Below are 20,295 nucleotides of genomic sequence, written 5' to 3'. Positions count from 1 at the left end.
GGCGGCCACGCCCGCTGCTCCGCAGGCCACCGTCGGCCCCGCACCGGGTCCGGCCGGCGTCCTCCGTCCAAGGAGCAGGCCATGCCCCGTTCGCTGTCCTACCGCCGTCCCGCCCTCGCCACGGCCGCCGCGCTCGGCGCCTTCGCCCTCACCACGCTGCCCGCCGCGGCCACCTCCACACCCGCGCAGATCGCCACGTCGAAGACGAACGGCGTCACCTACCTCAAGTCGCTGCAAGCGGCGGACGGTTCGTACGCCGGCTCCGGCCTGTCCAACGAGTGGGCCTTCAGCGCGTTCGCCTCGGCCGGAACCGCCGCCGTGGACGTGACGCCCGGCGGCGACCCGAGCAAGAACGCGAGAACCGTCTACCGCAACCTGCTCTCCACCGCCGGCTGGCCCTCCACCTCCCCCGTGGTCACAGACTACGAACGCGCCACGCTGAACGCCTACGCCGCGGGCATCGACCCCTCCCGCGTCTCCGCGTCCCGCAACCTGATCGCCGACATCTACGGCTACTGGCAGACCGCCGAACCCGGCTACATCGGCCCGTCCGCCAACTTCAACGGCACCGTCTTCGCGGCACTCGCCCTGAACGGTGCGAAGACCCAGTCCGGGCAGGCACGCATCCCGCAGGCCCTGCGCGATGCGGTCGTCACCCGCATCCGGGCCAACCAGCACAACGACGGCGGCTGGAACTACAGCAAGGCCGAGGGCAACCCCAGCCAGCTCTCCGCCGCGAGCGACATCGACATGACAGGGGCGGCGATGGCCGCCCTGTGCGTGTCGGGCGTGCCGAACACGGACACGGACGTCGTACAGGCCAAGGCGTTCCTGAAGAGCAAGCTCGTGCCGAACAGCGGCGCCTTCAACGCCATGTTCGGCGTCAACACCGACTCCAACGGCTGGGCGGTGTCCGGCCTGAACGCCTGCGGCATCAACCCGCAGACCGGTGACTTCCTCACCTCCATGGGCAGGACACCGGTGGACTTCCTGATCGCCCAGCAGTTCAACCCGGGCGGCGGCTTCAAGTACCTGCCGTCCGACACCTCACCGGCGGCGTACGCGTCCATCGACGGACTCCGGGCCGTGGCCGGCGGCGGCTTCACGGCCACCCCGCCGGTTCCCACGACGCCGGGTGCGCCCCAGTGGGTGAGCCAGTCCTCCCTCACCGCCGGTACGGCCACGAAGCTGGGACTCACGGTGGACGACGGCGCGGGAAACCTGAAGGTGTGCTCCGTGGCCCTCACCCCGACCGGCTCGACGACCACGCTGGGCGCCCTCCTCGACGCGGCAGCGAGCGCCGCCACGCCGTCCGGCTGCGTCACGAGCGTCACCCCGTCCTCCGGCACCGCCACGATCACCGCCGTCAACGGCAAGGCCAACAGCGGATCGAACACGTGGAAGGTCAGCATCGACGGCTCGGCGTTCACTTCCGCCACGCGGGGCACGGTCCTCGGTGTCGGCGACACGGTCTCGTTGCGCTGGGGCGCCTGACACCAGCGCTGTCGGCCGTGGCGGGACCTACAGTCGAGGCATGCGCATCGTCTCCCTGCTGCCCGCCGCGACCGACATCGTCGCCGAGCTCGGACTGTCGGACCGGCTGGTCGGCCGTACCCACGAGTGCGACTGGCCTCCGCACGAGGTGGCCTCGGTACCCGTCGTGACCGGAGCGGATCTGGATCAGGACGCACTCACCAGCAGGGAGATCTCCGACGCCGTCGGCGGCTCGGCGCACTCGGGCTCGTCGCTGTACACGCTCGACACGGAGGCTCTCGCGGCCCTGCGCCCCGACGTGATCCTCACCCAGGACCTGTGCGACGTGTGCGCCGTGTCCTACGAAAAGGTCAGCCGGGCGGTGCGGCTGCTCGACGCCGACACCCGGGTCCTCAGCCTGGAGCCGCGCACGCTCGACGATGTCCTGGACTGCCTGGTCGGCGTGGGCGAACTGCTCGGCGTGCGGGAGCGCGCCGAGCACCGACGGGCAGCCCTGCTGGGCCGCCTGGACCGGGTCCGCGCGGCGGTCGCGGGACGCGTCCGGCCCCGGGTGGTGGCGATCGAGTGGCTCGACCCGTTGTGGCCCGCCGGACACTGGGTGCCCGAGCAGATCGGCACCGCCGGAGGCCAACCTCTTCTCGCCACGCCCGGCGAGCACACGAAGCCGATGACCTGGGATGCGGTACGCGCCGCACAGCCGGACGTCGTCCTGGTCCTGCCGTGTGGCTTTCCACCTGACCGCACTGTGCGCGAAGCGGAGTTGCTCAGAGATCTGCCGGGCTGGCCGGAACTGCCCGCGGTTCGGTCCGGCCGCGTGTGGGTGCTGGACGGCCCCGCCTACTTCAACCGCCCGGGGCCACGGGTGGTACGCGGGGCCGAAGTACTCGCCCAGGTGCTGCACGGCGCCCGCACCGGAGAACCGGTCACACCGGCCGAAGCGCTGCTGTTCCCCGACCGGTGACGACGGGCAGGAGTCAGAACGCCGTCCAGGTGAACGCCACCTGGTCGCCGGCGTTCAGCTTGAACTGGCAGCCGCCCACCGGGGTGGACGTGCCGTTGACCGAGATGTTCCAGTAGGCGCTGCCTCCACCACTCACGTTCTTGATCGTGTCGACCGAGTAGTCGTCGAACGACGCGTACCAGGTGCCGTCCCAGCTGAAGTGCCGCTTACGCGCGGCGTCGTCGAGGGCCGCCGTCGGCGTCGGCACGGCGGACGGGTTGGCGCCGCCGTTGGTGCCGTCACATCTGTGCGTACCGCCGGTCGCGGTGGTGACCGCATGACCGCGGGTTCTGATCTTCCCCTTGAACAGCAGACCGTCCGGTCCCTGCACGGTCAGGGTCACCTTGACGGGAGCGTTCGTGCCCTGCGTGCTGTCGGCGTGCGCGACGGCCGGCGCGGAGGCGAGGGCGATTCCGAGGACGGTTGAGGCGATCACGGTGCGGCGTGCGGATGTACGGTGCAAGGCTCGAGCCTTCCTGACGGGGTGGCCCGCAGCCCATCGCCGTAGGAGCGGACCGGCACCTGCGGAGGCGGCCCCGTCGCCGTGCGGTACGACGACTGGACGCACCGGGCCAGGGTGTGACCCGAACGAGGCTCTCGGCTCCTTGCTGCAGACCATGACAGTGAGAAGCGGTTCACGGCACGCGCCGGGTACCCCGACTCACGGCCACGCGGCCGCACACGGTTGCAGGTCAGCGCCGGTCTCCCACCGGCTTCCCCCAGTCACGCGCCTATGCGGTTGTCGTGCCGACAGCTCGGGCGCACACGGATCACCGTCCTGTGCGCGGTCGAACTGTGCCCAGTCTATGGGGATTTGACGAACCTCAGTCAGACTTCGCGACAATCCGCCGGCCCGCGCCCCGCGCGGACCCGCGCGCCCGCCCCGGGCAGCCGCACGCACGGTCAAGAGATGGCAACGGTTTTCATCTGGCATTGATCTGAAAATCATTTCCACCTAGCGTCGAAGGTGTCGCCACACGGCCGGCGCGTGTGCGCCGCGCGCCCGGTATCGCCCGAAGGAGCTCCCGCATGTCCACCGCCCTCGCCCGCCGTTCCCCCCGACCGACCGCGAGGATCGCACTGGTCACCGCGACGGCCGCCCTGACGGCCGTGACGGCGACCGCCTGCTCGACCTCCCCCTCGCACACCGGCGACACCGCCGCGACCGGCAGCGGCTCCGGCCAGACGATCCAGGTCGTGGCGGCGGAGAACTTCTGGGGCAGCATCGCCTCCCAGATCGGCGGCGGCCACGTGAAGGTGACCAACATCATCAACAACCCGGACGCGGACCCCCACGACTACGAGCCGACCGCCGCCGACGCACGCAGCGTGGCCGGCGCCCAGTACACGATCGTCAATGGCATCGGCTACGACGCCTGGGCCGACAAGCTCCTGGCCGCGAATCCCGGCCGCGGGCGAACCCAGCTCAAGGTCGGCGACCTGGTCGGCATCGAGCCGGGCGGCAACCCGCACCGCTGGTACTCCCCGGACGACGTCCGCCAGGTCATCGAGAAGATCACCACCGACTACAAGAAGATCGACCCTGCCGACGCCTCCTACTTCGACCAGCGGAAGAAGACCTTCGAGACGAAGACGCTCGCCGGCTACAACAAGGTCATCGCCGACATCAAGGCGAAGTACGCGGGCACGCCGATCGGTGCTTCCGAGTCCATCGTCACGCCGCTCGCCCAGGGCCTGGGGCTGAAGATGCTCACCCCGGAGACGTTCCTGGACGCGATGAGCGAGGGCTCCGACCCCACGGCCAGGGACAAGGCCACCATCGACCAGCAGATCAAGAACAAGAAGATCAAGGTCTACGTCTACAACTCGCAGAACTCCACGCCGGACGTGCAGGCGCAGGTCAAGGAGGCCAAGGCGCAGGGCATCCCGGTCGCCACGGTGACCGAGACCCTCACCCCCGCCGGGGCCTCCTTCCAGCAGTGGCAGACCACCCAGCTGCAGGGCATCGAGCAGGCCCTGGCCAAGGCCACCGGGAAGTGAACCAGAGCCATGAACCCGATAGCGAAGGCCCGCGAAGCCGTCACACACACCAGCGGCCACCTCGTCCCCGGCCGCCGAAGCGGGGGTCACGACACGGCCACAGGAGCAGGAAGCGATCCAGTGGTCGCCCTGCGCGGGGCCGCCGTGCGGGTCGGCGGCCGGACGTTGTGGTCGGGCGTGGACCTTCGCATCGGGGTTGGCGAGTTCACCGCGGTGCTCGGCCCCAACGGCGTCGGCAAGTCCACCATGATCAAGGTGCTGCTCGGCGTCCTGCCCGCGGCGGCCGGCGAGGTCCGAGTGCTCGGCGCCCGGCCCGGGCAGGCCAACGACCGCATCGGCTATCTGCCGCAGCGGCGAAGCTTCGACGCCCACCTGCGCATCCGCGGTGTCGATGTGGTGCGCATGGGCCTGGACGGCGACCGGTGGGGGGTGCCGCTGCCGTTCCCGAGCGAGCGTCGGCGGGCCGCCCGTGCGCGAGTGGATGAGGTGATCGAACTGGTCGGGGCGTCGGTGTACGCACACCGGCCCATCGGGCAGTGCTCCGGCGGCGAGCAGCAGCGGCTGCTGATCGCCCAGGCACTGGTCCGTAGGCCCGAACAGCTCCTGCTCGACGAGCCGCTGGACAGCCTCGACCTGCCCAACCAGAGCGCGGTCGCCGCGCTGATCGGGCGCATCTGCCACGAGGAAGGCGTCTCGGTGGTCATGGTCGCCCATGACGTGAACCCGATACTCCACCACCTGGACCGGGTGGTGTACCTGGCCGAGGGCGGCGCCGCCGCGGGTACACCGACCGAGGTCATCACCTCGGAAACGCTGACCCGGCTGTACGGCACACCGGTCGAGGTGCTGCGGACCTCGGACGGCCGGCTGGTGGTCGTGGGCCAACCGGAGCCGCCCGCGGTGCACACCGACCGGCACGAGACCCCGGGGAGCGGTCATGACGCTCGCTGAGACGGCGGCACCCGTCTGGTCGTGGAACCTCCTGGCCGACTTCCAGGAGATGTGGTCGTACCCGTTCATGGTCAACGCGTTCCGCGCGGGTGCGGTCGTGGCCGTGGTCTCCGCGGTCGTGGGGTGGTTCGTGGTGCTGCGGCGGCAGACGTTCGCCGCGCACACCGTCTCCGCCGTCGCCTTCCCCGGCGCCGCCGGGGCGCTCCTGCTCGGGTTCAGCGCGGTCTACGGCTACTTCACCCTGTGCGTGGCCTCTGCACTGGTCATAGCCGCCCTGCGGGGCGGCGGTGAGCACGAGGAATCCGCGCTGACCGGGACCGTGCAGGCGTTCCTGCTCGCGTCCGGGTTCCTGTTCACCGCCCTGTACAGAGGGCTGCTGGAAGGCCCGCAGACCATCCTCTTCGGCACCTTCCTGGGGATCACCTCCTCCCAGGTGACGGTGTTGACGGTGGTCGGTGCGGTGGTGCTCGCGGTGCTGGCGCTGATCGGGCGGCCACTGCTGTTCGCCTCCGTCGATCCGCGGGTCGCCGCCGGGCGCGGGGTGCCGGTGCGCGCCCTGTCGGTGGTCTTCCTCGTCCTGCTCGGTGCGGCCACCGCCGAGGCGAGTCAGATCACCGGGACCCTCCTGGTCTTCGCCCTCATGGTGATCCCGGCCGCCACCGCTCAAGTCCTCACCGCCCGTCCGGCGTTGAGTGTTGCCCTGGCCGTCCTGCTGGCCTTCGCCGCGACCTGGCTGGGGCTGACCGCCGCCTACTACTCGCCCTACCCTTTGGGCTTCTTCGTGACGACGATCGCCTTCGCCGGATACCTGCTCGCGCTGGGCCGGCGCTCGCTGCGCGAGGTACTCGGTCGCACCCGGGCCGGGGCCACGCCCGCTGCCAAGGAGGTGATCGCATGACCGTCCTGCTCGCCACCTCCCCGCTGTCCCACCCCTTCTTCCTGCACGCCTTCCTCGCCGGTACCGCCATCGCCGCGGCCTGCGGACTGGTCGGCTACTTCCTGGTGCTGCGGGCACAGGTCTTCACCGGCGACGCGCTCAGCCACGTCGCCTTCACCGGTGCGATGGCCGCCCTCGCCTTCGGTGCCGACCTTCGCCTCGGGCTGTTCGCCGCCACCATCGCCATGGCGCTGCTCTTCGGCACCCTCGGCCGCAAGGCCCGGCCCGACGACGTGGTCATCGGGAGCGTCTTCTCCTGGATCCTGGGCCTGGGCGCCTTCTTCATCACGCTCTACACCACCTCGCGCAGCACCACGAACGGCACCGCCGGCGTGAGTGTGCTGTTCGGCTCCATCTTCGGCATCTCCTCCAGTAGCGCAGTCGTCGCCGCTCTGGTGGCGGCCGGGGTCGGCCTGCTGGTGGTCCTCATGGCCCGACCGCTGCTGTTCGCCACGCTCGACGAGGCCGTGGCCGCCGCCCGTGGAGTACCGGTCCGCCTGCTCGGGTACGGCTTCCTCGCTCTGGCCGGAATCAGCGCCGCCGAGGCCACCCAAGCGGTCGGCTCCCTGCTCCTGCTCGGCCTGCTCGCCGCCCCGGCGGGCGCCGCGATCCGCCTCACCGACCGCCCCTACCGGGCACTCGCCCTCTCCGCCGGCCTGGCGGTGCTGGAGATGTGGGCGGGGCTGTTCGCCTCGTACTCGGTGCCGAAGATGCCGCCGAGCTTCGCCATCATGGCCGCCGCCACGGCCGTTTACGCCGCGACGTTCCTGATACGACGGCCCGCCTCCGAACCTCGTACGGCTGATCCTCTTACGCGGACCGCCGTCCCCACCGGCACATGAGCGAAGGCACTCGATGGCACCCGACCGCCGGCGCACCCCCACCCCGTCGCACGACGTCACGCTGATCGGCCGCCTCACCCAGCAACGCACCACCGTGGTCGAGGCACTCATCCGGGCCGACGGCTTCGTCGGCGCCCAAGCCCTCCACAACCAGCTCGCCGCCGCCGGCTCACCGGTCGGCCTCTCCACGGTCTACCGCACGCTCACCGCCCTGGCCTCCGCCGGCCGGGCCGACATGGTGCGCGACACCAGCGGTGAACGCCTCTTCCGCTACCGCCCCGGCCCCGAACACCGCCACTACCTCATCTGCACCGAATGCGGTCTGAGCCGGCCCGTCGACTCAGGCCCGGTGGAGGACTGGGCCGACACCATCGCACAGACCTCCGGCTTCGCGAACGTTCGGCACACGGTGGAGCTGTCCGGGGTGTGCCCGGACTGCGGCCGACGTCCGGAGGCGGACGAGCGCCGGTGAGCTCCGACGCCACTCCCTTTCAGGAATGGCCTCCGTCAAGGACAGTAGTCGCACCCCGAAGCACAGCCGCAGGCATCCGCCTCCCGGCCGGGCGCGCCCGGCACGACGGCCGCCGGCACCGCACAACACCCCTCCCCACGCCACGCGTCGCGCCCCTCCTTCACCGCGACCGCGGCGATGACCAGAGCAGCGAGCGGATCGGCCCACGACCAGCCGAGCACGGCGTTGACGAGGAGGCCCACCAGCAGGACCGCCGACAGGTAGGTGCACAGCAGGGTCTGCTTGGAGTCGGCCACGGCCGATGCGGATCCGAGTTCCCGTCCGGCGCGGCGCTGGGCCGCCGACAGGACCGGCATGACCACGAGCGAGAGAGCGGCCAGCACGATCCCGGCCTGGGAGCGCGTGGCCTCGCCTGTTCCGGTCAGGGCCCGTACGGCATCGACGGTGACGTAGGCGGCGAGGGCCAGGAACGACAGCGCGATGATCCGCAACGCGGTCTTCTCGCGGGCTTCGCGCACCGCGTGCTCGCGCGCGGAGAACTGCCAGGCGATGGTTGCGGCCGAGGAGACCTCGATGACGGAGTCGAGGCCGAAACCGATCAGCGCGGTGGACGACGCCAGGGTCCCGGCCGTGAGGGCGACGGCCGCCTCGACGGCGTTGTAGGTGATGGTCGCGGCGACCAGGAGCCGTATCCGCCGGGCAAGCACACCGCGCCTGGCCGGGTCGGGGCCGAAGGACAGTGATATCCCTGCGCTCACGGTCAGCAGCACCCTTCGGCGTCGGCGTCGGCACACGTCCGGTCGCCCTCGACGGCGACCACGGCGGTGCGCAGGTCGTCGAGCGCGTGGCCGAGGCGTTCGTCGGCGAGTTCGTAGCGGGTGCGGCGGCCGTCGGGGACGGTGACGACCAGGCCGCAGTCGCGCAGGCAGGCGAGGTGGTTGGACAGCCTGGTGCGCGAGATGTCCAGCGCGTCGGCGAGGTCCGCGGGATAGGCGGGTGCTTGCCGCAGGGCGAGCAGGATGCGGCAGCGGATCGGGTCGGCGAGCGCCCGGCCGAACCGGGCCAGGACCTCGATGTCGGAGGCAACAGTCAGCACCCCGTCAACGATACACAGATTCCTGAATTCACGAAAGCATGAACTACAGCCATTTCGTAACGGTGTTCATTTTCATGTAGCCTCTACTCACCACCCCCAACCAGGAGGACCCCCATGGCCGTTCCCAAGCGGAAGATGTCCCGCAGCAACACCCGCCACCGCCGCGCCCAGTGGAAGGCGACCACGCCGGCACTCGTACCGATCACCGTCGACGGAGTGTCCCACCTGGTACCGCAGCGCCTGGTGAAGGCGTACGAGCGCGGTCTGCTGCGCCCCGAGGGCTGAGCGTTGATGCCATCCGGTCCCGCCGGCCGACTGCCCGTCACCGTCCTGTCCGGATTCCTCGGTGCGGGCAAGACCACCCTCCTCAACCACGTCCTCGGCAACCGCGAGGGACTGCGTGTCGCGGTGATCGTCAACGACATGAGCGAGGTCAACATCGACGCCGCCCTGGTGCGCGGCGGCGAGGCAGCCCTCTCGCGCACCGAGGAACGCCTGGTCGAGATGACCAACGGGTGCATCTGCTGCACCCTGCGCGACGACCTGCTTCAGGAGGTCGACCGGCTGGCCCGCGAGGGCCGCTTCGACTACCTGCTCATCGAGTCGTCCGGTATCTCCGAACCCATGCCGGTCGCCGCGACCTTCGCCTTCGCTCGCGACGACGGCGCCACCCTCGGCGAGATCGCCCGCCTGGACACCATGGTTTCGGTCGTGGACGCCGCGAACTTCCTGCCCGAGCTGGCAAGCGGCGACGAGCTGGCCGAGCGCGGCCTGGAGCAGTACGAGGACGACGAACGCACCGTCAGCGACCTGCTGATGGACCAGATCGAGTTCGCCGACGTCATCGTCCTCAACAAACTCGACCTCGTGGACAAGGAGTCGGCCGACCGGCTGCGGGCGACACTCACCCGCCTCAACCCCGCCGCACGTGTCGTACCGGCCGTCCACGGCCGCGTGCAGGTGGGCGACGTACTGGGCACCGGCCTGTTCGACCTGGAACGCGCCCAACAGGCCCCCGGCTGGGTGCGGGAGCTCAACGGTGACCACGTCCCCGAGACGGAGGAGTACGGCATCTCCTCCACCGTCTTCCGCGCCGAACGTCCCTTCCATCCAGGCCGGTTGTGGACGTTCGTGACCGAGGAACTCGACAGCGGCGCATACGGACAGATCCTGCGCTCCAAGGGCTTCTTCACTCTCGCCAGCCGTCCGCACGTGACGGGCCTGTGGTCACAGGCCGGCTCCGTCGCACGCTTCGAACCGTCCGCCGCACGCGACACCGAGAGCCCCGAGTCTCAGGAACTGGTCTTCATCGGCACGCACCTGCACACGGAGGCACTGCACGCGGCACTGACCGACTGCCTCATGGCCGACGACGAGAGCCTGCCGCCCACGGACCCGTTCCCCACCTGGGACACCTACGGCATCGACGACACCTGCGAGCATGAGCATCCCGAACTCGTGGCGCGCCCCTGAGGACCCCGGGCCGGGCGGCGAACACAGCCACGGCGCCGCCCGGCCCGGTATGGACACCACGACTCGGATAAACGCGTTGGGCCGACCGGCCCCCGCTGATAGCGTCTGGGCAGCCCTGAGAGAACGCGATGAGGTGAGACCCATGAAGGCTGTATCCCTGTGGGTGCTCCCCCATGTCGTCACGGTGGGCGATTGACGTAGGTGTCGCCGGGAGCGCCTCCAACAAGGCACTCCTGAGAGGCAACACCTATGGACTTTGTGCATTCCGCTCCGGGCGCGGACAGCCATCCGGTTGTGGTCACGCGGGTCTCGGAAACGCAGTGGCACGCCGTGGAGGACGACCTGACGGTCGGCCGCGGCGTCGCTTCGCGTCGGCCCGACGGACGGCTCTTCGTCAGCATCGACGCGTGGCACGGCGCGGTCTTCGACCGCATCGCCGACGCGATGCCGGCGGACCTGCCGACACCGCTGTACACCGTCGTCGACGAGGCCGACCACGACTCGAGGTCCGCCTGGGAGCGGGCCGGCTTCGCCATCGCACGCCGCGAGTGGGGCTATCTCGTGCCCACCGACCCGCAGCTCACCGGGCTCGGCTCGGTACGGCCCCCGTCCGGCATGACGATCGTGCCCGCCGGTGAGGCGGAGGAGGGCCCACTGCGCGCCCTGGACCGCCTCATCCGCGACGAGATCGAGGCCACCGTCGGATGGCGGACGATGCCGGCCGAGGTGCTGCCCCGCCCTGCGGGGACCACCCTGGTCGACCCGTCGAAGTACGCGGTGGCACGGCACGTGGATTAGTACGTGGGACTGGTCCGGGCGGCCCCGCCGACCCGGCAGCCACGGATCGGGCTGATCGCCGTCCGGACCGACGGACACCGCCGCGGCATCGCCCGGGCGCTGCTGGCCCACGCGCTGGGTTCGCTGCACCACTCCGGGACCGCTTCGGCATGGGCCGAGGTGACCGAGTCCAAGGCGGCGGCCACCGCCCTGTTCGAGAGCATCGGTGCCCGCCGCGCGGCCAGTACCCTGGAACTCGTCAGTCGCTGACGATCCGTCACTGCGCACCGAACGAAGCCGAGGACACTGTCGCAGAACGAAAGAAGTGAGAGACCATGACCAGGGCCGCCGGTGCTGGGTGCCACGACGGCCAGGCGGGTTGCGGCACCGTCGGACCCGGACGCAAAGAAGCGCTGACGCGCGCCGACTATCGGGAGCTGTAGGGCAGGAGCGCCATCTCGCGTGCGTTCTTGATGGCCTGCGCTATCTGCCGCTGCTGCTGACGCGTCACGTGGGTCACCCGACGGCTGCGGATCTTTCCGCGGTCGGAGATGAACTTCCGCAGCAGGTCGGTGTCCTTGTAGTCGATGTAGGTGATACCGGCGGCGTCCAGCGGGTTGGTGCGCTGGCGCTTGGCGGTCTGCCGCCCGGTGTTCGTACGTCGGGGCATGGTGAGGTCGGTCCTCTCTTTCAGGTCACGGGGTCGAGCAGGTCGTCGAAGGCGTGCGGGAGTTGTTTCCAGCGCTCCCTGCCCGCCGCGAACTCCTCGTCGGTGAGCAGACATGAGTCGAGCAAGGCGGGCAGACCGTCGCGGTCCAGGCCGGGCGAGGTGAAGGTGAGGTACTGGCAGCGGTCACCGTGTTCGGGGTGCCAGTCCAGGGAGGCGGCGAGGCGGCGTTCGGCCGGCACCATCTCCCAGGCCGCGTCGGGCAGAGCGGCCAGCCAGGGGCCGGCCGACTCCACGCACAGCGCGCCGCCCGCGGCGTCCCAGGACAGCAGGGTGTCGGGGCGGTCGGCCAACCAGAACCGCCCACGGCTGCGGGCGGCGGCGCAGGTCAGGTCCTCGAGCGCCGCGTAGAGGCGCTGTGGGTGGAAGGGCCGTTCGCGCCGCCAGACGAAGGTGCTCACGCCGTGCTCGTCGCACTCCTGCGGCAGAAGGGCGCAGGCGGGATGCAGGCGGGTGGCGGCCGCTGCGACGTCGAAGCCCGCCAGCAGAGCGGCCCCCAGACCGCCGCCTGCCACGCGTACTGCTCGTGCGCCCGGTGTGAGCTGAGCGAGCAGCGCGTGGTCGGTGTCGTCGGCGGCCTCGCCGTCCTCTCCGCGCGAGCTGTCCTCGACCAGGGCGATCACCGTGGGGTACTCCAGCTGCCGGGCGAAGGTGTCGGCAACGGTGCGCTGGTCGGTCGGGGCGGCGGCGAGGCCGACGTCGGCCAGGTCGTCGCCGTTGGACAGATACGGCAGGACGAGTGCCGGATCGACCGCCGTCGCGACGCCGGTCAGCGCCAGCGGTGGGCCCGCAGCGGCGATGACCGCGGCCATGGCCTGGGGTTCGACGGAGTCCCACAGTTCCACGACGGCCAGCCGATGCCTGCCCTCGCCCGCGAGCCGCAGCAGTTCGGGCACCAGGTCCTCACGCAGCGCGCAGCACGCGCAGTCGTTGACCAGGGGTGCGTCGCCACTGCCCAGCAGACCATCGGCGTCGCGTACCGTGCGGTGCACCGCACTGTCCACGGCGGACGTCAGATCGTGGTGCAGCGCGACCGCGCCGGGAACCGTACGCAGGATCTCCTCCACGGCGGCCCGGCGGGCGTCCGCGTGCAATCCGGCGACGATCGCGACCGGCAGCCGCGCCTGCTCTCCGCTCACTGCTTGCTCCGTCCGCGTCCGTACCGCCGCTCGAAGCGCTCGACCCGGCCCGCGGTGTCCAGGACCCGTTGGGTGCCGGTGTAGAAGGGATGGCTCGCCGAGGAGATCTCGACGTCGATGACCGGATAGGTGTTGCCGTCCTCCCATTCGATGGTCTTGTCGCTCGTTGCCGTGGACCGGGTGAGGAAGGCGAAGTCGGCGGCCCGGTCACGGAAGACGACGGGGCGGTACTCGGGGTGGATTCCGGGCTTCACGGCTCTCAGCGCTCCTCACGGAAGTCGACGTGGCGGGCGACGACCGGGTCGTACTTGCGCAGCGTCAGCCGGTCGGGGTCGTTACGGCGGTTCTTGCGGGTCACGTAGGTGTAGCCGGTGCCGGCGGTGGACCTCAGCTTGATGATCGGGCGCAGTTCGTTACGGGCCATGCACACACCATACATGAGATTGGTTTTCATTTTCATTAGAGGCTAGTGTGCTGCTGCATCCACCACCAAGGAGGAACAACCATGTCCGCCCACTGTCAACTCACCGGCCGAAAGCCGGGCTTCGGCCATCACATCTCCCACTCCCACCGGCGCAGCAAGCGCCGCTTCGACCCCAACATCCAGAGCAAGCGCTACTGGCTGCCGAGTGAAGGCCGCCACATCCGGCTCACTCTCTCCACCAAGGGCATCAAGACGGTCGACACGATCGGCGTCGAGGCCGCGGTGGCCCGCATCCGCGCCCGGGGAGGGAAGGTCTGATGGCGAAGAAGAGCAAGATCGCGAAGAACGAACAGCGGCGCCTCATCGTGGCCCGATACGCCGCGCGCCGCGCCGCGTTGAAGGCGGTCATCGCGTTCCCCGGAAGCTCCGAGGAGGACCGTGCCGCCGCCCAGCGGGAACTACGCCGGCATCCCCGCGACGCCAGCGCCACCCGCCTGCGCAATCGCGACTGCGTGGACGGCCGCCCCCGCGGCTACCTGCGCGCCTTCGGCCTGTCCCGCATCCGCGTACGCGAGATGGCCCACGCGGGCGAGCTCCCTGGCGTGACCAAAAGCAGTTGGTGACCCGGCACGCCAGAGGCTCACGACGGGCGCGCCGGCGACGCAGCCCGGATCTGTGCCCGGTTCCGACCACACCTTCCGCCACTGTGAACGGGGGCGGGCGGCAGCACCGGCTCGTGGCGTTCTGCGACGAGCCGGTGGGTATGGCCCCGGTCCCCGCACGCTGAGGGCTTCAGCGTGCGGGGACCGGGGCCGTACCGGAAGATCAGCCGGCCGTCAGGCCGGTGTCGTCCACAACGATGCCGGCCTGCAGCGAGGAATCCTCCACGCCGTTGAACTTCAGCCGTCTGGCCCGCGAACGAGGGCAGGTCGAAGGTCTTCTGCGCGTACCCGGAGTTGTTGTTGAGGTTCGAGTACGTCACCAGGGTGGTCGAACCGGCGGTCACCGTCAGCTCGGCATCCTCGACGCACCGTCGCGGCGCCTCTGGCCATCCGCGTTCGGAACGCACCGCGAAGGGCTCTCCAGCCCCGGGAGCGAACGGATCTACGGCCGACCACGCCCCTTTCGCGCCCTGCCGCACACCCGCGGAGGAGCCGTGCTCTCCAACAGCGGCGGGCATCCGGGGAGGGTGCGGGAGATGCGGCCGGTAAAGAGGCTCGTGACCAACGCGTGGTGTGAGCAGAACGCTCGGCCTTCTGGCGATGCTCGGACTGAGACCACCCCACAGCCGTTCCCGTACTCTTCCTCAGAGCCGCCGCGCAGGACCGGCTCCGGACGGGCACGGACAACCGCGAGGGAGACGGCATGGGACCCGCTGACCGGCAGAGTGCCGGAGACTGGAACGGGGCCGGCGACCTGCCCCGGACCAGGAGTGGTCGTGCGAGCGAGTACGGCCACGACTACGGGTACCGGAATCCTCCTGAGTCGATTGCCCACCCCGGCTACGGACACGATTCCGGCGCGGGCCACCTTCCCGCTCCCTCTCAGGCGACAGGCCACGGGCACGCACCAGTGACCGGCGCCGAACAAGGCCCCGGGGCAGGCACCGACGGTCACGGCCACGGCCACGCGCACGGCCACAGTCACAGCCACGGGCCCGCCGCGCCGGTGTCCCGGCACCTGCGCAAGGTCATCGCGGCGATCCTGATCCCCTTCACCGCCGCCGTCGTGGTGGGGCTCGTCGTGCTGTGGCCGGGCGGAGCCCCGCCGCACAAGCGCACCGGTGTCGGCTTCGACCAGCAGACCCAGCAGGCGACGGTCACCAAGGTCGTCGAGGTGAGCTGCAAGTCGGTGAACGCCTCCGGTGAGACCCCCACCGGCGACACCTCCACCGCCGAGGGCAACTCGGCGCAGCAGGAGGCGAACGGCACCTGCCACAAGGCGACGATCCGGATCGACACCGGCAAGGACAAGGGCCGTACCTTCACCGAGATCGTGCAGCCCGACCAGGCGCGGCAGCTGCACCAGGGCGAGAAGGTCGTCACTGCCTACGAGCCCTCCGCGCCCAAGGACCTGCAGTACTCGGTCACCGACGTCAACCGCCGCTTCCCCATGGGCCTGCTCGCCGGCATCTTCGCGCTCGCCGTCGTGGTAGTGGGCCGACTGCGGGGCGTGATGGCGCTGGTTGCCCTGGCCATCAGCTTCCTGGTGCTGAACTTCTTCATCCTGCCCGCGGTCCTCCAGGGCTCGAACCCGTTGCTCGTGGCGGTCGTCGGATCGAGCGCCATCATGCTGATCGCCCTGTACATGTGCCACGGCCTGTCGGCCCGCACCTCGGTGGCGGTGCTCGGCACCCTGCTCTCGCTGGCGCTGATCGGCATCCTGGGCTCGGCTTTCATCGGCTGGGCCGCCCTCACCGGCAACACGGACGACCAAACCGGCCTGATCCACGGCCTCTATCCGAAGCTCGACATGAGCGGCCTGCTGCTCGCCGGCGTCATCATCGGCTCCCTCGGCGTGCTCGACGACGTCACCGTCACCCAGACCTCGGCCGTCTGGGAACTGCACGACGCCAACCCCACGATGGGCTGGCGCGGACTCTACCGGGCGGGCATCCGCATCGGCCGCGACCACATCGCCTCCGTCGTCAACACCCTCGTCCTCGCCTACGCCGGCGCCGCGCTGCCGCTGCTGCTCCTCTTCTCCATCGCCCAGAGCGGCGTGACCACGGTCGCCAACAGCGAGCTGGTGGCCGAGGAGATCGTGCGCACGCTGGTGGGCTCGATCGGCCTGGTCGCCTCCGTGCCCGTCACCACGCTCCTCGCCGCCCTGGTGGTCTCGGCAGACCGGCCCGGGCCGCAGGCGGAGGCGGCCACAGGGGGCGCGTCGGCCACTGGCCGAGCACCTGTCAGTAAGGGCGGACGTCGACGGAAGCGTTCATGAGGTCGCCTAGCATTTCCAGCGTTCGCTTTCCAGACTTCACGGCTCCCCTCACCAGAGCTGCTCCGCCGGCCACCGCGTGCGAACTACCGTGTCCTGTGAACCCGGCGGCTCGTGACCCTCGCGGCGCGGCCACGCCCGGCACTGCCGAGACCCTCATGGGTCCACGTACGGGTTCTTCGATGTGCACGCCTGACCGTGGGGACAGTGCGTCCTCCCGGCTCGCGCACCCTCCCCATCCCCGCGCCCCACAGCTTCCCGCCCTCGTCACGGCTTCCAGGCGGTTTCGCTCCCCAGGGGCGGCCAGAGCGATGCCGCCCTCCAGGCGGCCCTGCCGCTGGACCAGCGGCTGCTCGACCGAGGCATACGGCCGCGCAGCCTCTCCCTGACCACCGCGCCCGGACACGCCGCCACCCACCGCTACCTGCGCCGTCTGCAGCAGGCCGGTGGCGCCGTCCGGCTGACGACCACTCTGCCGACCCGGATGCTGATCTATGACGAACGTGCTGCTGTCATCCCGCTGCAGACCGAGGACACGCGCCGGGGCGCGGTCCTCCTCCACGACTCGCCCGTCGTGAATCTCCTCACCGACCTCTTCGAGGCGCACTGGCAGCAGGCGACCCTGCTGCAGGGGCCGGACGAGACCGAAGGAGCCCTCACCTCCCTCGAACGGAAGATCGGCAAGATGGCACAGCGCTTGGGCGCGAACAGCAGGTTCCAGGCCGGCGTCCTGGCCGTCAGGAACGGCTGGGTCGACGCATGACATCCCGCATCGCGGGCACCACGCCTCTCCAGGCGACAGCCGCCAGTGGGGTCGTCTGCGCCCTGTGCAATTGGTCGCTTATCAGCCCTTCGTCATGATCTGCGAGGATGGCGGCATGTTGCAGGTCTGTCTCAACGGCCCTCGCGGCCGCGCCGAATCCCCCACTCTGCCGGTCACCCCCGAACAACTGGCGGCGGCCGCCCGTGCCGCCGTCGCCGCTGGTGCCGAGAACATCCATCTGCACGCCAGGGACAGCGAAGGCCGGGACACGCTGGAGGCAGCCGCCGTCGCCGCCGCCGTCAGCGCCGTACGGGCCGCCGTCCCGGACATCCCCGTGGGTGTCACCACAGGCGCGTGGGCCAGCCCCGACCCCCAGGACCGCGTCGCACGGATCGCGGCATGGACCGTGCTTCCCGACCACGCCTCCGTCAACTGGCACGAGGACGGCGCCTGCGAGGTCGCCGCGGTGCTGCTGGACCGCGGGGTCGGCATCGAGGCCGGCATCTTCTCCGGCACAGCGGCGGCGCGGCAGTTTCTGGCCTGGCCGCAGGCCCACCGCGTACTGCGCGTCCTGGCCGAGGTCACCGAGACCGCCCCACGCGAGGCCCTGGACGCCGCGAACCGTCTGCTGGGCGAGCTGGAAGCAGCCTCCGCGCCGCTCCTCCTGCACGGCCAGGACGAGGCCGCCTGGTCCGTCCTGCGGCTCGCGGCAGCCCGTGGCCTCGATACCCGCATCGGCTTCGAGGACGTGCTCCACCTCCCCGACGGCACACCCGCGCGGGACAACGCCGCCCTCGTCCGCGAGGCCCGCGCAACCCTCCGGCATCCGGACGCCGGCCCGGCCCACGAAGCCGCCGGATCCTGACGCGGCGACGCAGGGGAAGGATCCCGACTCGGAGATACGGAGGACACCGGCGGGCCCGCTGGGTAGCGTCCGGGGTGAGCCGGGACCACGTGCCCGAAGCGTTCCGTCGGGAGGGCGAAGCCCTCACCGCAGCCGTGTCGGGACTGTCAGCGGCGTTGCGACCGGCAACCAGCGATGGAATGCCCCCGCCGGCGAGCTTGCTCTCAGGGGGAAGGACATCTCACCCGCACGCGATGTGCTGCCGGGTAGTTCAGGATCAGCCGACGGATCTACTCCACCTGGTACAGCCACATCAGGCACGTTCGGGCTCTCAGCCCGGCTTCGGGCGGGCCCGCAAGCGTTGCATCTGGGCGTGGCTGAGGTCGCGTGCCCGCCGCATGTGCCGGGTGATCACTTCGACTTCACCCTCGGTGTGGTCGTCCAGGAGTTCCTGCCAAGCCTGGCCGAGGTCGTCCCATACTGCGGTGACACGGGCGACGCGTTCCGGGACCGGGCTGACCAGCACGCGGCGGCGGTCCTGTGGGTCGGGGGCGCGGAGCACGTAGCCGCCGCGTTCGAGTCGGTCGACCAGGCGGGTCGCCGAGCCAGTGGTCAGGCCCGTCATGTCCGCGATCTGTTTGACCGTGAGTGGGCCGGGTTCGGCTGTCAGCAGGCTGAGGCACTGCACGTCGGTCGGGTGCAGTCCGAGATGGTCGGCGATGGCCTGGTTGAACAGGACGTATGCCGCCAGGTAGCGGCGGGACTCCATCGACAGCTCCTCGTAGAGCCGGGCCCGATGTGAGTCTGTCACTGGGTCACACTCCGATTCGCTGCGCGGAGCAGCGATTCTCGATAGTCTCCTGCTTGACGCAGTTAATGCGCTACGCAGCGATACTACCCGTTGGAGAACCATGCTCACCGTTGCCGTCACTGGAGCCACCGGAGCCCAGGGTGGGGCCACCGCCCGAGCGCTGCTGGCAGCCGGCCACCAGGTTCGCGCGCTCACCCGCAGACCTGACGCACCCGCCGCCGACGCCCTGCGCAGCCTCGGTGCCCGTATACGTCACGCCGACTTCGACGACCCCTCGTCGCTGAAGACCGCCCTCACCGGAGCCGACGCCCTCTTCGCGGTCACCACCCCGTTCGGCACCGACACCGCCACCGAAGTCCGGCAGGGCACCGCCCTCGTCGATGCCGCGGCACAGGCCCGTCTCGGGCACATCGTGTTCGCCTCCGCAGCCCACGCGGACCGGAGTACCGGCGTCCCGCATTACCAGAGCAAGCACCTGGTGGAGCAGCACCTGCGTGCCGTCGGGGTGCCCTGGACCGTCATCGCCCCAGCCGCGTTCATGGACAACCACACCAGCGGCTGGACCCTCGACGGGCTGGGTGCCGGCACCTTCGCCTGGCCCATGCCCGCCGACCGGCCCCTCTCCCTCATCCCCGCTGCCGACATCGGAGCCTTCGCTGCCCTGGTCTTCCAGCGCCGTGACGAGTTCACCGGCCACCGCATCGACATCGCCGCCGACGTGCGCACCCCCGCGGAGATCGCGGAGATCCTCGCGACAGCCATCGGTCTCCCGGTCGCCCACCAGGAGGTACCCCTCGCCTACGTCCGGACCCGATCGGATGATCTGGCAGCCATGTTCGAGTACTTCATCACCGCCGGCCTGGAGGTCGACGTCACCGGGCTCCGCCGCGACTACCCCGAAGTCGGCTGGCACATTTTCACCGATTGGGCTGTCGCCCAGGACTGGCCCACGCTCCTGTCCCGGAGGCCCGAGCGTCAGTGACGTTCTCCGACTGCGGCTGCGCCCGCAGGCCTCCACCAGCAACGCCCTCCCCTGACGTATCAGCTCACCGGCACCGCCCTGCCCGACAACCCGGCCCACTACTGAAAGAGCGTGTTCATGAAACCGATCGGCTACTGGCTCAACCGCACCGACAAGGCCCTCACCTGCTCCATGAACAACATGCTGGAGGAGTTCGGCCTCACACGAATCGCCTGGCAGGTCCTCAACGTCGTCCACGACACCTCAGAGGCCTCCGACACCGAAATCCTCTCGATCCTCACCGCCAACGCCGACATCGCCGTGCTGACCGGGGCCATAGACACCGTTCTGGCCGACGGCTGGGCAGAGCGTCCCGCACCGGGCCGGCTCACCCTCACGCCTGGTGGCCGCCGGCGCCTGACCGACGTGGCTGCCCGCGTCGACACGTTCCGCGAACTGTCCACGACCGGCATCTCCCTGGACGAATACCGCACAGTCATTCGAGTCCTGGAGCGCATGAGCCACAACCTGGAGGGTGAGGCGTCATAGGCGGGGATACGGGGCCCGACCCTCGCGCTCCTGTTACGGAAGCCGGTGATAAACCAGGTTTTCACGGGTGGTTCCCCCCCGGGGGGAAGCGGCG

At 70.3% G+C, this 20,295-nt stretch carries 24 protein-coding genes, 2 pseudogenes and 1 riboswitch; of the genes and pseudogenes, 17 read left to right on the top strand and 9 right to left on the bottom strand.

Features of this window, described 5'->3' with window-relative positions:
- Nucleotides 1-81: 81 nt before the first annotated feature.
- Both ACZ3ZD_RS31365 and ACZ3ZD_RS31360 read left to right on the top strand, forming a co-directional pair.
- Nucleotides 82-1,494 carry a prenyltransferase/squalene oxidase repeat-containing protein gene (locus ACZ3ZD_RS31365; protein ID WP_467404708.1) on the top strand — a complete coding sequence of 471 codons (1,413 nt, stop codon included), beginning with the start codon at nucleotides 82-84 and terminating at the stop codon, nucleotides 1,492-1,494.
- A 40-nt stretch (nucleotides 1,495-1,534) separates the two neighbouring features.
- Nucleotides 1,535-2,455, top strand: coding sequence for a cobalamin-binding protein (locus ACZ3ZD_RS31360; RefSeq protein ID WP_467404706.1), 921 nt, complete (start codon nucleotides 1,535-1,537; stop codon nucleotides 2,453-2,455).
- A 13-nt stretch (nucleotides 2,456-2,468) separates the two neighbouring features.
- Here the strand turns inward: ACZ3ZD_RS31360 and ACZ3ZD_RS31355 are convergent, their stop codons facing one another.
- Nucleotides 2,469-2,957, bottom strand: coding sequence for a DUF4430 domain-containing protein (locus tag ACZ3ZD_RS31355; protein ID WP_467404702.1), 489 nt, complete (start codon nucleotides 2,955-2,957; stop codon nucleotides 2,469-2,471).
- A 186-nt stretch (nucleotides 2,958-3,143) separates the two neighbouring features.
- Nucleotides 3,144-3,214: riboswitch (cobalamin riboswitch) on the bottom strand.
- A gap of 309 nt (nucleotides 3,215-3,523) precedes the next feature.
- On the opposite strand from ACZ3ZD_RS31355, the gene ACZ3ZD_RS31350 reads away from it, so the two are divergent.
- The 5 genes from ACZ3ZD_RS31350 to ACZ3ZD_RS31330 all read left to right on the top strand — a co-directional run bounded on the left by ACZ3ZD_RS31350 (nucleotide 3,524) and on the right by ACZ3ZD_RS31330 (nucleotide 7,697).
- The gene (locus ACZ3ZD_RS31350; protein WP_467404698.1) at nucleotides 3,524-4,495 is read left to right on the top strand and encodes a metal ABC transporter solute-binding protein, Zn/Mn family; all 972 of its coding nucleotides are present in this window, start codon (nucleotides 3,524-3,526) and stop codon (nucleotides 4,493-4,495) included.
- A gap of 120 nt (nucleotides 4,496-4,615) precedes the next feature.
- Nucleotides 4,616-5,446: a metal ABC transporter ATP-binding protein gene (locus ACZ3ZD_RS31345; RefSeq protein ID WP_467404694.1), complete on the top strand. Its 831-nt coding sequence runs from the start codon at nucleotides 4,616-4,618 to the stop codon at nucleotides 5,444-5,446.
- The gene (locus ACZ3ZD_RS31340) at nucleotides 5,433-6,344 is read left to right on the top strand and encodes a metal ABC transporter permease (RefSeq protein WP_467404690.1); all 912 of its coding nucleotides are present in this window, start codon (nucleotides 5,433-5,435) and stop codon (nucleotides 6,342-6,344) included. The genes ACZ3ZD_RS31345 and ACZ3ZD_RS31340 overlap by 14 nt, the downstream gene beginning before the upstream one ends.
- Complete coding sequence (locus tag ACZ3ZD_RS31335; RefSeq protein WP_467404688.1) at nucleotides 6,341-7,225, top strand: metal ABC transporter permease; 885 nt, start codon at nucleotides 6,341-6,343, stop codon at nucleotides 7,223-7,225. The genes ACZ3ZD_RS31340 and ACZ3ZD_RS31335 overlap by 4 nt, the downstream gene beginning before the upstream one ends.
- Nucleotides 7,226-7,238: 13 nt before the next feature.
- The gene (locus tag ACZ3ZD_RS31330) at nucleotides 7,239-7,697 is read left to right on the top strand and encodes a Fur family transcriptional regulator (RefSeq protein ID WP_467404685.1); all 459 of its coding nucleotides are present in this window, start codon (nucleotides 7,239-7,241) and stop codon (nucleotides 7,695-7,697) included.
- Nucleotides 7,698-7,732: 35 nt separating this feature from the next.
- On the opposite strand, the gene ACZ3ZD_RS31325 is transcribed toward ACZ3ZD_RS31330, so the two are convergent.
- Together ACZ3ZD_RS31325 and ACZ3ZD_RS31320 are read right to left on the bottom strand one after the other, a co-directional pair.
- Nucleotides 7,733-8,455, bottom strand: a complete 723-nt coding sequence (locus tag ACZ3ZD_RS31325; protein ID WP_467404681.1) for a cation efflux transmembrane domain-containing protein — start codon at nucleotides 8,453-8,455, stop codon at nucleotides 7,733-7,735.
- Nucleotides 8,456-8,457: 2 nt separating this feature from the next.
- Nucleotides 8,458-8,793: an ArsR/SmtB family transcription factor gene (locus tag ACZ3ZD_RS31320; protein WP_467404677.1), complete on the bottom strand. Its 336-nt coding sequence runs from the start codon at nucleotides 8,791-8,793 to the stop codon at nucleotides 8,458-8,460.
- Between the two features lie 114 nt (nucleotides 8,794-8,907).
- On the opposite strand from ACZ3ZD_RS31320, the gene rpmF reads away from it, so the two are divergent.
- From rpmF to ACZ3ZD_RS31305, 3 genes and pseudogenes are all read left to right on the top strand, one after another.
- Entirely contained in the window at nucleotides 8,908-9,078 is a 171-nt protein-coding gene (gene rpmF, locus ACZ3ZD_RS31315) for a 50S ribosomal protein L32 (protein WP_467404674.1), read from the top strand.
- A gap of 6 nt (nucleotides 9,079-9,084) precedes the next feature.
- Complete coding sequence (locus ACZ3ZD_RS31310) at nucleotides 9,085-10,266, top strand: GTP-binding protein (protein WP_467404672.1); 1,182 nt, start codon at nucleotides 9,085-9,087, stop codon at nucleotides 10,264-10,266.
- A gap of 249 nt (nucleotides 10,267-10,515) precedes the next feature.
- Nucleotides 10,516-11,313 (top strand): annotated as a pseudogene (locus ACZ3ZD_RS31305) (GNAT family N-acetyltransferase).
- 157 nt (nucleotides 11,314-11,470) lie between these two features.
- Here ACZ3ZD_RS31305 and rpsR read toward each other — a convergent pair.
- From rpsR to rpmG, 4 genes are read right to left on the bottom strand one after another with little or no spacing between them, the layout of a single operon-like run.
- Nucleotides 11,471-11,713, bottom strand: coding sequence for a 30S ribosomal protein S18 (rpsR, locus tag ACZ3ZD_RS31300; RefSeq protein ID WP_467404669.1), 243 nt, complete (start codon nucleotides 11,711-11,713; stop codon nucleotides 11,471-11,473).
- Nucleotides 11,714-11,733: 20 nt separating this feature from the next.
- Nucleotides 11,734-12,909 carry a GTP-binding protein gene (locus ACZ3ZD_RS31295; RefSeq protein ID WP_467404666.1) on the bottom strand — a complete coding sequence of 392 codons (1,176 nt, stop codon included), beginning with the start codon at nucleotides 12,907-12,909 and terminating at the stop codon, nucleotides 11,734-11,736.
- Nucleotides 12,906-13,163 carry a type B 50S ribosomal protein L31 gene (locus ACZ3ZD_RS31290; protein WP_467404664.1) on the bottom strand — a complete coding sequence of 86 codons (258 nt, stop codon included), beginning with the start codon at nucleotides 13,161-13,163 and terminating at the stop codon, nucleotides 12,906-12,908. The genes ACZ3ZD_RS31295 and ACZ3ZD_RS31290 overlap by 4 nt, the downstream gene beginning before the upstream one ends.
- 5 nt (nucleotides 13,164-13,168) lie before the next feature.
- Nucleotides 13,169-13,333: a 50S ribosomal protein L33 gene (gene rpmG / locus ACZ3ZD_RS31285; protein WP_161297569.1), complete on the bottom strand. Its 165-nt coding sequence runs from the start codon at nucleotides 13,331-13,333 to the stop codon at nucleotides 13,169-13,171.
- 81 nt (nucleotides 13,334-13,414) lie between these two features.
- Here rpmG and rpmB point away from each other — a divergent pair, with 81 nt between their 5' ends.
- Nucleotides 13,415-13,651, top strand: coding sequence for a 50S ribosomal protein L28 (gene rpmB / locus ACZ3ZD_RS31280; protein ID WP_467404657.1), 237 nt, complete (start codon nucleotides 13,415-13,417; stop codon nucleotides 13,649-13,651).
- Complete coding sequence (rpsN, locus tag ACZ3ZD_RS31275; protein WP_467404654.1) at nucleotides 13,651-13,956, top strand: 30S ribosomal protein S14; 306 nt, start codon at nucleotides 13,651-13,653, stop codon at nucleotides 13,954-13,956. The genes rpmB and rpsN overlap by 1 nt, the downstream gene beginning before the upstream one ends.
- 202 nt (nucleotides 13,957-14,158) lie before the next feature.
- On the opposite strand, the pseudogene ACZ3ZD_RS31270 reads toward rpsN, so the two are convergent.
- Nucleotides 14,159-14,348, bottom strand: a pseudogene (locus ACZ3ZD_RS31270) (hypothetical protein); the annotation flags it as partial.
- Between the two features lie 350 nt (nucleotides 14,349-14,698).
- Here ACZ3ZD_RS31270 and ACZ3ZD_RS31265 point away from each other — a divergent pair.
- From ACZ3ZD_RS31265 to ACZ3ZD_RS31255, 3 genes are all read left to right on the top strand, one after another.
- On the top strand, nucleotides 14,699-16,276 hold the full coding sequence (locus ACZ3ZD_RS31265) for a YibE/F family protein (RefSeq protein WP_467404652.1): 1,578 nt from the start codon (nucleotides 14,699-14,701) through the stop codon (nucleotides 16,274-16,276).
- Between the two features lie 481 nt (nucleotides 16,277-16,757).
- Nucleotides 16,758-17,036: a hypothetical protein gene (locus ACZ3ZD_RS31260; protein ID WP_467404648.1), complete on the top strand. Its 279-nt coding sequence runs from the start codon at nucleotides 16,758-16,760 to the stop codon at nucleotides 17,034-17,036.
- Nucleotides 17,037-17,151: 115 nt separating this feature from the next.
- Nucleotides 17,152-17,901 (top strand): 3-keto-5-aminohexanoate cleavage protein, encoded by a 750-nt coding sequence (locus tag ACZ3ZD_RS31255; RefSeq protein WP_467404643.1) that lies wholly within the window; start codon nucleotides 17,152-17,154, stop codon nucleotides 17,899-17,901.
- A gap of 310 nt (nucleotides 17,902-18,211) precedes the next feature.
- Here ACZ3ZD_RS31255 and ACZ3ZD_RS31250 read toward each other — a convergent pair whose 3' ends face one another.
- Nucleotides 18,212-18,691: a MarR family winged helix-turn-helix transcriptional regulator gene (locus ACZ3ZD_RS31250; RefSeq protein ID WP_467404640.1), complete on the bottom strand. Its 480-nt coding sequence runs from the start codon at nucleotides 18,689-18,691 to the stop codon at nucleotides 18,212-18,214.
- 100 nt (nucleotides 18,692-18,791) lie between these two features.
- On the opposite strand from ACZ3ZD_RS31250, the gene ACZ3ZD_RS31245 reads away from it, so the two are divergent.
- Both ACZ3ZD_RS31245 and ACZ3ZD_RS31240 read left to right on the top strand, forming a co-directional pair.
- Complete coding sequence (locus tag ACZ3ZD_RS31245; protein ID WP_467404638.1) at nucleotides 18,792-19,673, top strand: NmrA/HSCARG family protein; 882 nt, start codon at nucleotides 18,792-18,794, stop codon at nucleotides 19,671-19,673.
- Nucleotides 19,674-19,790: 117 nt separating this feature from the next.
- Nucleotides 19,791-20,201: a MarR family winged helix-turn-helix transcriptional regulator gene (locus tag ACZ3ZD_RS31240; RefSeq protein WP_467404767.1), complete on the top strand. Its 411-nt coding sequence runs from the start codon at nucleotides 19,791-19,793 to the stop codon at nucleotides 20,199-20,201.
- The last annotated feature ends 94 nt before the right edge of the window (nucleotides 20,202-20,295 follow it).

The sequence above is a fragment of the Streptomyces sp. NPDC023481 genome, from assembly GCF_055560195.1.
The sequence above is the reverse complement of the archived record's forward strand: the minus strand, read 5'-3'. Positions and strand labels throughout refer to the sequence as shown.